This is a genomic window from Saccharothrix sp. ALI-22-I (genome assembly GCF_001984175.1).
Taxonomy (GTDB): domain Bacteria; phylum Actinomycetota; class Actinomycetes; order Mycobacteriales; family Pseudonocardiaceae; genus Actinosynnema.
Genome location: NZ_MTQP01000067.1, coordinates 803,214 through 814,779 on the forward strand (window position 1 = coordinate 803,214; position 11,566 = coordinate 814,779).

At 71.8% G+C, this 11,566-nt stretch carries 9 protein-coding genes; all 9 read right to left on the bottom strand.

The annotated features are described in order from the left end of the window. Window positions 1-30: 30 nt before the first annotated feature. Window positions 31-1,605: a DNA polymerase Y family protein gene (locus tag ALI22I_RS36215; protein ID WP_083752250.1), complete on the bottom strand. Its 1,575-nt coding sequence runs from the start codon at window positions 1,603-1,605 to the stop codon at window positions 31-33. 54 nt (window positions 1,606-1,659) lie between these two features. Further along, complete coding sequence (locus tag ALI22I_RS36220) at window positions 1,660-2,361, bottom strand: hypothetical protein (protein WP_143532619.1); 702 nt, start codon at window positions 2,359-2,361, stop codon at window positions 1,660-1,662. 397 nt (window positions 2,362-2,758) lie between these two features. Then, complete coding sequence (purH, locus tag ALI22I_RS36225) at window positions 2,759-4,342, bottom strand: bifunctional phosphoribosylaminoimidazolecarboxamide formyltransferase/IMP cyclohydrolase (protein WP_077010019.1); 1,584 nt, start codon at window positions 4,340-4,342, stop codon at window positions 2,759-2,761. Further along, a complete protein-coding gene (purN, locus tag ALI22I_RS36230) occupies window positions 4,339-4,974 on the bottom strand; it encodes a phosphoribosylglycinamide formyltransferase (protein ID WP_077010020.1) in 636 nt (211 codons plus the stop codon). Before purN ends, purH begins: the two co-directional genes overlap by 4 nt. Window positions 4,975-5,030: 56 nt before the next feature. Next, window positions 5,031-6,506 (bottom strand): cell division protein PerM, encoded by a 1,476-nt coding sequence (locus tag ALI22I_RS36235; protein ID WP_077010021.1) that lies wholly within the window; start codon window positions 6,504-6,506, stop codon window positions 5,031-5,033. Between the two features lie 103 nt (window positions 6,507-6,609). Then, window positions 6,610-7,272, bottom strand: coding sequence for a DUF5336 domain-containing protein (locus tag ALI22I_RS36240; protein WP_077010022.1), 663 nt, complete (start codon window positions 7,270-7,272; stop codon window positions 6,610-6,612). Between the two features lie 185 nt (window positions 7,273-7,457). Further along, window positions 7,458-8,348, bottom strand: coding sequence for a succinate--CoA ligase subunit alpha (sucD, locus tag ALI22I_RS36245; RefSeq protein ID WP_077010023.1), 891 nt, complete (start codon window positions 8,346-8,348; stop codon window positions 7,458-7,460). A gap of 2 nt (window positions 8,349-8,350) precedes the next feature. Further along, complete coding sequence (sucC, locus tag ALI22I_RS36250; protein ID WP_077010024.1) at window positions 8,351-9,520, bottom strand: ADP-forming succinate--CoA ligase subunit beta; 1,170 nt, start codon at window positions 9,518-9,520, stop codon at window positions 8,351-8,353. 279 nt (window positions 9,521-9,799) lie between these two features. Beyond that, entirely contained in the window at window positions 9,800-11,365 is a 1,566-nt protein-coding gene (locus ALI22I_RS36255) for a hypothetical protein (RefSeq protein WP_143532620.1), read from the bottom strand. Window positions 11,366-11,566: the final 201 nt, after the last annotated feature.

An 11,566-nucleotide genomic window follows, 5' to 3' on the forward strand; every position in this document is an offset into this window, starting at 1 on the left:
GGCGATCCGGCTCGGAAAAGTCACCGCTCATCAGTCGTACACCCCTTCCACCGCCCACTTCCCACCCGCGCGGATCAGCAGGAACGCCAGTTCCTCACCGTCCGGCGCGGTACCCAGCACTTGCAGCCGCGCGCCGCGCATCGCGGTCTCCTCGTCCCACCAGCGCTCGTCCACCGGCCACGGCCCCGACCACGCCACGACCTGCCGGGCCCGACCGGCGTGCACGATCCGGTGCGGCTGGACGACCAGCTCGGCGTAGCCGGTGACCACGACGTCCGCGCCCGACTCGTCCAGCAGCGCGACCGGCTCCGGTTCGGCGAACACCGTCGCCGGTGACGGCGCCGGCAGCTGCCCCGGCCACGGCTGGTCCGGGTCCGCCGCCGGGGTGCGCTCGTCGCCCCACGGCACCAGCCGCACCCGTTCGACCGGCCCACGCCCGCCGCCGAGCACCGGTGTGAGCACGGCGTCCGGCCCGAGCAGGCCTTGGACGTGCACCATCGCGCGCGCCGCCCGTTCGGCCGCCTCGCCTTGGTCCTGTCCCGCGCCCGGCCACAGGCCCAGTTGCAGGGCGGTGGCGTCGACCACCTCTTCGGGATCGAGTTGGAGCAGGTGGATGCCGGCGGTGAGCCGGGCTCGGGTGAGCCAGCCGTCGAGCTGCCAGCGGACCCGGTCCGCGATGCCCTGCGGGGTGAGCGGGTCGGCGCAGCGCCACACCCGGTGCAGCTCCTCGCCGTTCTCGGTGGTGGCCCGGATGCCCAGGCGAGTGCAGGCCAGACCACGGTCGGCGAGGCCGGTGTGCAGGCGTTCGGCGAGGCCCTTGGCCGCGAAGGCCGCCGCGTCGACCCGGTCGATCGGCGGGTCGAGGTGCTGGGTGACCGACAGCTCGGGTGGCGGCCGGCGTCGCGAGCGGGCCCGTTCCTCCAGCCCACCGGCCAGCCGGTGGGCCTGCACGGCCGCACGGCCGAACCGGGTGGCGACGTCCCGTTCGGGGATGGCGGCGAACGCGCCGAGGGTGCGCAGACCGAGACGGCGCAGCAGGTCGACCAGCTCAGTCCGATCCGCACGGCGTTCGGCGGGTTGGTCGAGTTCGTGGACGCCCAGCGGTGCGAGGAATTCCCGGGTCTCGCCGGACGGCACGATCAGCCCACGATGGGCGGCCAGGGTCGCCGCGAACAGCCCGTCGGCGAACCCGATCTGCGCTTCGACCCCGGCGCGAACCGCGACGTGGTCGACCAGCCGTTCGGCGGCCTGCTCAGCGGACCGGTAATACCCGACCGGTCCCTGAGCCGCGACGACCACCAGCCCAGGCCGGACCACCTCGATCCCCGGTGCGAGTTCCTCCACCGCCGCCGCGACCGGCTCGAAGAGACGGGCGTCCCGCACCTCGTCGTACTCGAAGACGACCAACTCAGGACACTGCCCCTGGGCCGCCCGCCGACGCATCCCCCGCCGAACCCCCTCCGCCCGCGCAATCGCCGAACAGGCAACAACTTCACCCGATTTGACGACCGCAGCAGGCACGTGTGGCAACAGCGACGCCTCGGCGGAAGCCGCCACCACCGGCCAGTCAGGACACCAGACCGCAAGCGTGTACAGGGGATTCACCTCTTCGACAGATCCGGAAGGCTCGATGGGCGTTCGTGAGACGGGCAGCACCGGTCACACCGCCTCGGCTGTGGCCGGAAGCGGCGGAGTGGGAGCAGGCAGGGGGATCAGCGTGGGGCGAGGGGGTGGTGCGTCGGTGGTCCCGGGGAGGGCCAGGTCGGTTTGCCTTGGTCTTGCGGCTGCGCCTCGACCCGTCGCTTGGACTGTGACGGTTCTGGTGGACAGGACGCCGTGGCCTGTTTTCAGGCCGGTCCACGGTCCCAAAGCCGCCGTCAGTTCCACGTCGGCGCCTGGCCACGGGACGGCGAACGGCAACAGGACCGCTTTGCGGTGACGTGCCCTGGCGATGAGTTTGCGGGAAGTTGCCGCGGACACCGGCGTGGCCACCGCTACCAGGTCGAAGCCGTCCAGGAGGGCCGCCACGGTCTTCTCGACCTCGCTCTGGTCCCTCCCAGGACGAGGAACCAGAGCGAGCCGATGGACGGCCACCCCCAGTTCGGCCGCCGCGAGTGCCCCACACCGCGGCAGGCCCACCACGGCCGCCCAGCACCCTTCCGCCGTCGCCGCGGCCATCAGCGCGAGCAGCAACGATGTCGACCCGCGCACCGACACCGTGCTGCCCCGCCGCAGGCCGCCCCACGGGAGGAGCTCTGCCAGTTCCCCGCGAACCGGCAGAGTCCGGGCCAGTGCTGTGGTCAGCTCGCCCGCCGCGCCTACCCCGAGCGCGGTCAGCGTCGCCGTTGCCGACCTTGGCACCCGCCCTCCCCCACTGATCCGCGCGCACCCCTGTGCGCGGATCGCCGTGGGAAGTCGGCGACCTGTGTGTCGAACGTGTGTTCGAACGACAGCATGATCTTATCCCGAAGGAGCCACCCGGTGTCAATGCCATCGCCGCTCCCCGATCGGGTGGCCGGCAGACTGCTCCGCGCGCATCGACCGGCAACACGGGGGAACCGTGAACGCCCCTCAGAACCCGCGGCAACCACAACCGAACCAGGGAACCCCAACAGCCCGGTTACGGGCCGCCGCAGGTAGACCCGCCGCAGCCCGCTCAAAGCGGCCGAAGAGCTGACCGCCAAGGTCTCCGAGTAACGGCGAGGGGGCTCCTCGCCCAAAGCGAAGAGCCCCCCGCAAACCCGTAAAACCGCCAAACCTAGTGCGCGAAGTGCCGGGTACCGGTCAGGTACACCGTCACACCGGCCGCCTCCGCCGCCGCGATCACCTCGGCGTCACGGACCGACCCACCCGGCTGCACGACCGCACGCACACCCGCCTCCAGCAGCACCTCAAGCCCGTCCGGGAACGGGAAGAACGCGTCGGACGCGGCCACCGCCCCCCGCGCCCGGTCACCCGCACGGGCGACCGCGAGCCGGGCCGCGTCGACCCGGTTGACCTGTCCCATGCCCGCGCCGACGGTCGCACCGCCGGACGCCAGCAGGATCGCGTTCGACTTCACCGCCCGGCACGCCCGCCAAGCGAACGTGAGGTCGGCCAGACCCTCCTCGTCCAGCGGCGTACCGCAGGCGAGCGTCCACTTGGCCGGGTTGTCACCGTCGGCCTCGATGGTGTCCACGGTCTGCAGCAGCAGCCCACCGGACACGGCGCGCATCTCCGCACCGCCGCGCACCGGTTCCGCCGCGACCAGGATGCGGATGTTCTTCTTGCGCGTCAGCACGTCCACCGCACCGTCGGCGTACGACGGGGCGATGATCACCTCGGTGAAGATCTCCGCGACCTGCTCGGCCATCTCCACGGTGACCTCGCGGTTGGCCGCGATCACGCCGCCGAACGCGCTGACCGGGTCGCACGCGTGCGCGTTGCGGTGCGCCTGGGCGATCGCACCCGGACCGTCCACGCCGGACACCGCGATACCGCACGGGTTGGCGTGCTTGATGATCGCCACGCACGGCAGGTCGTGGTCCCACGCCGCACGCCACGCGGCGTCCGAGTCGACGAAGTTGTTGTAGGACATCTCCTTGCCGTGCAGCTGCGTGGCCGTCGCCAGTCCGGAACGCCCGTCGCCCTGCGTGTACAGCGCCGCCCGCTGGTGCGGGTTCTCGCCGTACCGCAGCACCTGCTTGCGGTCCCACGTCGCGCCGACCCAGCCGGGGAAGCCGGAGCCCTCGTCGTCCGGCGCGACCACGCTGCCCAGCCACGACGCCACGGCCACGTCGTAGGACGCGGTGTGCCGGAACGCGTCCACGGCCAACCGCTGCCGGTCGGCCAGCGTGAACCCACCGGCCGTGACCTGCTCCAACACCCACGAGTACCGCGACGGGTCCACCACGACGGCGACGCTGGCGTGGTTCTTCGCCGACGCCCGCACCATGGCCGGCCCGCCGATGTCGATCTGCTCCACGCACTCGTCCGCCGACGCGCCCGAAGCCACCGTCTGGGTGAACGGGTACAGGTTCACCACGAGCAGCTCGAACGGCTCGATACCCAGTTCACGCAGCGTCTCCACGTGCGACGAGCGCCGGGTGTCGGCGAGCAGGCCCGCGTGCACGCCGGGGTGCAGCGTCTTCACCCGGCCGTCCAGCGCCTCCGGGAACCCGGTGACCTGCTCGACCGGGGTGACCGGCACACCCGCGTCGGCCAGCGTGCGCGCCGTGCCGCCGGTCGAGACGATCTCGACTCCGGCCGCGTGCAGGCCGGTGGCCAGTTCCAGCAGCCCCGATTTGTCGGACACCCCGATCAGGGCCCGACGAACCGGTCGCCTCTCGGCAGGAGTGGTCACGGCATGCTCACCTTTCGTCCGTTCACGGTGCAGCCCTCGCGGGCCAGGCGGGCGACCACGTCGACCAGCAGCCGCCGCTCCACCACCTTGATGCGCTCGTGCAGGCTTTCGACATCGTCGTCATCGGCGACGACGACCGCCTCCTGGGCCAGGATCGGCCCGGTGTCCACACCGCCGTCCACCAGGTGCACGGTCGCGCCGGTCACCTTCACGCCGTAGTCGACGGCGTCGCGGACGCCGTGCGCGCCGGGGAAGGCGGGCAGCAGCGCGGGGTGGGTGTTGACCATCCGGCCGCCGAAGCGGGCCAGGAAGGCGGGTCCGAGGATTTTCATGAACCCGGCGGAGACCACCAGGTCGGGTTTGTGCGCCTCGACGGCGTCGGCCAGCGCGGTGTCCCACGCGTCGCGGTCGGCGTGGTCGCGCAGCTTCACCGTGAAGCCGGGGACGCCGGCGCGCTCGGCGCGGCTCAGGCCCTCGATGCCATCGCGGTCCGCGCCGACGGCGACCACCTCGACCGGGTATCCGGGGTCGGCCGCCGCGTCCAGCAGCGCCTGCAACAGGGTGCCGGAACCGGAGACGAGGACGACGACCCTGGCGGGGACGGGAAGCCGGAGTGTGGTCGCGGCGCTCAGCGTGCTCTCCTTGCTGGGGACATGTCACAGCAGCTCAAGAGCAGCCTAGGCGTTGCCTACCGGGGCTTGTCGGCCAGGTCCGGGTCGGCCTCGTCGGCCTCGTCGGCCTCGTCGGGGCCGCCTTCGGACTCCGGTTCCGACTCGTCGTCGGGGTCTTCGACCAATTCCTCTTCGAGATCGTCGTACTCGTCGAGGTCGTGGTCGTACTCCTCTTCGTCCTCTTCTTCGGCTTCGCCCTCTTCTTCGGCTTCCTCTTCCAGCTCTTCGAGGTCCTCTTCCACGTCTTCTTCGTCGTACTCGTCGTCGTCAGCCAGACCCTCGGCCACGTCCTCGGGGACGGTCTCGACCACGCGCGGCGGCCGGGGACCGGCGAGCCAGGCCACGATCGCGCCCGGCACGGTGATCCACCCGAACGTGAGCACGGCCAACAGCCCGGCCGGAATCGTCACCGGGTTGAACACCCCACCACCCAGCGCGCCACCGGCGATCGCGGCCAGCACCAACGTGCCGACCCCCGCCGTGACCGCCGCGACCAGCACCGAGCGCACCCGCGACCGGGGCGTCTCGGCGGCGTCGCGCAACGACAACCCGACCAGCACGCCCACCACCCCCGGCAGCACCAGCACCAGCGGCAGGTAGCCCAACTGCTCCTCGGGCAACGCGGCCAGCAGCGGCACGGCCGGCACCGGGCCACCGGTGAACTCCAGCGGCCCGACCACCACCGAGCCGATCGAGAACCCGGCGCCCACCACGTACGACAGCGCGCCGACCACCGCGTTCGGCAGGTACGCCAGGCACAGCAGCCAGATGCCCAGGCCGGTGCCGATGGTGCCGCCGCTCTGGTCGAACAGCACGGCGGTGGTGGACCAGGAGAACACCAGCCCCGACCCCAGCACCAACGCACCCGCCGCGGCCAGCGCGAACAACGCCAGCGCACCGGCCCGCAACCCGCGCCGCGCGACCGGGTCGATGCGCTCGAACACGACCTCCACCAGGCCGCAGCGCTGCGCGACACCCGCGACCGCCGCCACCCCGGACACCGCCGCACAGCCGAAGAACGCCACCGCGGGCGTGGCTCGGACCGGACCGTCGTCACCCATCAGGAACGCGATCATGCCGCCGACCACGGCGTGCGCACCGGCGATGCTGAACACCACCGACCGCGCCTGCAACGGCTCGAACAGCCCCAACCGGTCCGCCGCGCTCGCCGCCGCCCGGTACACCAGCAGCATCACCAGCGCCGTCGGCAGCAACGGCAGCAGGCCGAGTTGCCCGCCGTCGAAGCGCAGCGGCACGTGGTGCGCGACCAGCCAGCCGGGCGCGGCGGCGGTGAGCACACCGGTGGTGGAGAACGACGCGTGCGCGGCCGTCGAGGAGATCAGCGCGAGCAGTGCGGCGACGGCCGCGTAGCCGACGACCACCGAGCCGGCCGCGGTCATGGTGAGCACCCGCACCCGTTCGGCGCGGGAGAACTCGGGCGGGCGGACGGAGTCCGTCACGGCACCGTGCGAAGTCGTTTGCAGCACCGACATGCTCCTACTGTCTCAGTAGCACTGGGCTGTTCGGGCGAGGCTCGCCGGGTACGCGAAGAGGGGTGGCACCGACGTTGCGGTGCCACCCCTCTCACGGCTTGACTCAGCCCTGCTGCGGGCCGCCGAACCCACCGGGTGGCGTGCCCTGGCCGGGCTGCTGACCGGGCTGGCCGAACTGGCCCGGCTGCGGCATGTAGGACGTCGGCTGCGGCTGGTTGGGCTGCTGCGCCTGCTGGGCCTGCTGCGGCGGGAGCTGCTGGCCGAACTGGCCGGACGGCGGGCCGTACTGCTGCGGCTGCGGCTGGCCCTGCTGCGGGAACGCGCCGGACTGCGGGTTCCAGCCACCGGGCTGGCCGTAGACGTTCGCCGCCTTCGGCTCGATCTTCACGATCCCGGTGTCCAGCAGCAGGCTGAGCACGATGGCCGCCGTCTCCAGGAACGCCACGATGAGCAGCACGATCTGCATGCCCTGGACGTCGGCCTCGGTGGTGATCAGGCCCTGGATCAGCCCGAGCGTCGGGATCAGCGCGAACGGGACCGCCGCGTACAGCAGGCCCTTGGGCGCCTTCGGCAGCACGGACAGACCGGCGAGGGCGCCCGCCGCGTACAGGTAGACCTCGAACTGCACGTCGTCCGCGAACGCGAGCAGGTACGCGATCAGCGCCAGACCGGCGGCGAGCAGCGGGAGGATGAAGTTCAGGTTCACGCCAACCGCCGGCTGCGCCGGACCCGGCTGCTGCTGAGGGGCGCCGTACGGCTGGGACATGATGCGGTCTCCTCCACCTGCGGAACTGATTTCGGGTCAACAGAACGCTAGCCGATGCACACTCTCTGACGACGACCGGACTCCCGTGGTTCCCCCGGATGTGCGCATCGACTCATCCGTGAAAACGCCGAGGGCCACCTCCCCGTGGAAGGTGGCCCTCAGTGTGTTGCACGAACGGGTCAATGTCAGCCGATGGACTGCATGATCTCCCGCATCAGCCCGGCGGTCTCGCTCGGCGTCTTGCCGACCTTGACGCCGGCGGCCTCCAGGGCCTCCTTCTTCGCCTGCGCGGTGCCGGCCGAGCCGGACACGATCGCGCCCGCGTGGCCCATCGTCTTGCCCTCGGGCGCGGTGAAGCCCGCCACGTAGCCGACGACCGGCTTGGTGACGTTCTCCTTGATGTAGGCCGCGGCCCGCTCCTCGGCGTCGCCGCCGATCTCGCCGATCATCACGATCGCCGCGGTCTCCGGGTCGGCCTCGAAGGCCGCCAGCGCGTCGATGTGGGTGGTGCCGATGATCGGGTCGCCGCCGATGCCGATGGCGGTGGAGAAGCCGAAGTCACGCAGCTCGTACATCATCTGGTAGGTCAGCGTGCCGGACTTCGACACCAGACCGATCTTGCCCGAGCCGGAGATGTTGGCCGGGATGATGCCCGCGTTGGACTGCCCGGGGCTGATCAGACCCGGGCAGTTCGGGCCGATGATCCGGGTCTTGTTGCCGGTCGCGACGGCGTGCGCCCAGAACGCGGCGGTGTCGTGCACCGGGATGCCCTCGGTGATCACGACGGCCAGACCGATACCGGAGTCGATCGCCTCGATCACGGCGGCCTTGGCGAACGCCGGCGGCACGAAGATCACGGTGACGTCGGCGCCGGTGGCCTCGATGGCCTCGGACACCGAGCCGAACACCGGGAGCACGTTGCCGTCGAAGTCGACCTTCTCGCCGGCCTTGCGCGGGTTCACGCCGCCGACGATGTTCGTGCCGGAGGCCAGCATCCGCTTGGTGTGCTTGGTGCCCTCGGCGCCGGTCATGCCCTGGACGATGACCTTGCTGTCCTTGGTGATGAAGATAGCCATCGTCAGACCCCCGCAGCCGCGAGCTCGGCGGCCTTGTCGGCCGCGTTGTCCATAGTGTCCACCACGGTGACCAGCGGGTGGTCGGCCTCGGCGAGGATGCGCCGGCCTTCCTCCACGTTGTTGCCGTCGAGGCGGACCACGAGCGGCTTGGTGGCCTCGTCGCCCAGGATGCCCAGCGCGGCGACGATGCCGTTGGCGACCGCGTCGCACGCGGTGATGCCGCCGAAGACGTTCACGAACACCGAACGCACGTCCGGGTCGTGCAGGATGATCTCCAGGCCGTTGGCCATGACCTCGGCCGACGCGCCGCCGCCGATGTCGAGGAAGTTCGCGGGCTTGACGCCCTTGTGCTTCTCGCCCGCGTACGCCACCACGTCGAGGGTGGACATCACGAGACCGGCGCCGTTGCCGATGATGCCGACCTGGCCGTCCAGCTTGACGTAGTTGAGGCCCTTGGCCTTGGCCTTGGCCTCCAGCGGGTCCTCGGCCTGCTTGTCCACCAGCGCCTCGTGGGCGGGGTGGCGGAAGGAGGCGTTCTCGTCGAGGGTGACCTTGCCGTCGAGCGCGACGACCTTGCCCTCGGGGTCGCGGACCAGCGGGTTGACCTCGACCAGCGTGGCGTCCTCGGAGACGAAGGTCTCCCAGAGCTTCACGATGACGTCGGCGACCTGGTCGGCCACCTCGGCCGGGAACTTGGCGGCGGCCACGATCTCGTCGGCCTTCGCCCGGTCCACGCCGGTGATCGCGTCGACGGGCACCTTGGCCAGGGCCTCGGGCTTGGTCGCGGCGACCTCTTCGATGTCCATGCCGCCCTCGACGCTGGCCATGGCCAGGAAGGTGCGGTTGGCGCGGTCGAGGAGGAAGGAGAAGTAGTACTCCTCCGCGATGTCGGACGCGGTCGTCACCAGCACGCGGTGAACGATGTGCCCCTTGATGTCCAGACCGAGGATCGCCTCGGCCTTGGCCTCGGCCTCGTCCGGGGTCTCGGCCAGCTTGACGCCGCCGGCCTTGCCCCGGCCGCCCGTCTTGACCTGGGCCTTGACCACGACGGTCTGGCCGAAGCGCTCGGCGATGGCCTTGGCCTCGGCGGGGGTGCTCGCCACGTCGCCCGGAAGTACCGGGACGTCATGGGCGGCGAAGAGGTCCTTCGCCTGGTACTCGTACAGGTCCACTCGGGTCTCCTGCGACGTCGGTGTCGGACACCGCGTCATGTCATGCGGTCCTCTGAGGTCCGGCGCTCCAGGCTGGGGCCTGGTGCCCACACGTACCAGGCATCACCTGGAACGCCGGCATAGCCGTGCGGGGACCGGCTCGACGCGGCTTCGCAAGACACTATCGACCTGCCCGGACTCCTCGTCATCCCACGCCCGTGAAGTCGGTCATAGAGGTGGTGAGGTCGATCACCACACCGATTCAGCACGCCGTTTCAGCACGCCGTTCGGCACGCCGTTTCAGCGTGCCGTCCGCAGCGCCGCGGAGACGAGGAGCGCGGCCGTCGCGGCGGCGGCGAGCCAGAGCCCCGGACCGGGTGCGGCCTCGGCGGCACGGGCGGCCGTGAGCGGGTATTCGAGCGCGCGGACGCCCGTGACGAGGGCCGCTCCGAGCAGCAGCGCCGCGCCCCGGTCCGGCCGGGCTTTGAGGGCGGTCACGGCGGCGGCCACCACCGTGATCAAGGCCACCAGGAGACCCCACGCACCGACACGCAGACCGAACGGGCTGATCGGCACGTAGTCCGGGGCCTGGAGGACGGGGAGGCCGAACGCGCCGAACGCGAGCAGTGCGGCGATCAGGACGGCGGCGACGAGCGGGAGCGGCGGTTCGGCCTTGGTCGTGCCCACCTCGTCCCGCTCGACCGCGCCGGCCAGGACGGCGGTCACGGCGGCGGCTGCCGCGGCGGCGATGGACCCGGCGGTGAACCAGACGCCCGGGCCCGGCTGGATGGCGGCGACCCGGGTGGCGGCGAAGACGGCGTCGAGCGCGCCGCCGGCCGCCAGCGGGATGGCGGCGAGACCGACGGTGAAGGCGGGACGGACGGCGGCCTTGGCGAGCAGTGCGGCGGCGAGGAGGGCGGTGACGACCGCAGCCGGCCAGAGCAGGCGTGCGGCGTAGTCCGTGGGTGCCGGGAGGCCGGCGGGGAGGACCAGTTGGTCGTTCAACGCGCCCACGGCGGCTGCCGCGGCGGCGATCAGGCCGAGCGTGCCCGCGATGACGTGCAGGCGGCGCAGGCCCGGGAGTTCGAGGTCCTGCTCCTCGGCCTCGGCCCTGGCCGCACGTTGCGGCCAGGCGAGAGCGACGGCGGCGGCGAGGACGAGGAAGGGGCCGACGGCCAGACCCACGCGGTCGACGGCGACGGCCATGACGATCGGTGGCAGCGCGAAGGTGAGCAGGACGGCGGCGAGACCGAGGAGGCCGCCCTTGCGGGCTTCGTTCGTGGTGGCGCTGGCCGCGAGGACGGCGAGGGCCGGGGCGGCGAGCGTGATGACCAGGCCGCCGACCATCGGGAGGGTGGCCGACTCGAACGGGCCGCGGGCGGGGATCAGGGCGTCGGTCGAGCTGAACGGCGCGGTGAACAGGCCGATGCCCGCGACGATGCCCGCCGCGGCGGGGAGGACGAAGCTCGCGCGTTCGCTGCGGACGTCCGGTTCCTGGCCGAGGGTGGCCAACGCGCCCGCGGCGATGACGAGGACGTGCCCGGCGATGAGCAGCCACACGCCCGCGGTGGGGGTGGGCGCGTCGAGGGTGGTCGGGCGGAACAGCTCGGGACGTGAGGCGTCGGTGGGCTCGACGGCGACTTGGAGGTCGGTGAACAGGCGTCCGACGGCGAACACGGCCGGTGCCACGAGAGCCGCCGCGGCGGTCAGCTCCTGGCCGCGCACGAGGAAGACCGCGGCGAGTGCCGTGGGCAGGAGGGCGAGCAGCGCCAGCAACGGCCAGGCCGTGAACGCGGGGGGCGCGGACGCGTCGACCACCCCGGCAGCCGGAGCCACCGCGGTGAGCACGGAACCCAGCACAGCCACCCCAACCGCCACCCGCAGTCTCGTGGGCGTCGGTGAGACCGGTTCAGCGGTTCGAATCACCGGTTGGACGCTAGCAAAACAGAGCAGGGAACGAGGGCCGGCCGGCACCCGGTCAGGTGCGCCGTGCCTGCCGGGCAGGTGGAGGCGCGTGCGGGGCGGCACCGAAGGTTGTGGAGATCGAACGTTGGGTACTCCTACTTG

Coding starts and splice junctions, on each gene's coding strand:
- ALI22I_RS36235 (WP_077010021.1), bottom strand. CDS start 6,506: ATGTCGGTGCTGCAAACGACTTCGCACGGTGCCGTGACGGACTCCGTC.
- ALI22I_RS36240 (WP_077010022.1), bottom strand. CDS start 7,272: ATGTCCCAGCCGTACGGCGCCCCTCAGCAGCAGCCGGGTCCGGCGCAG.
- sucD (WP_077010023.1), bottom strand. CDS start 8,348: ATGGCTATCTTCATCACCAAGGACAGCAAGGTCATCGTCCAGGGCATG.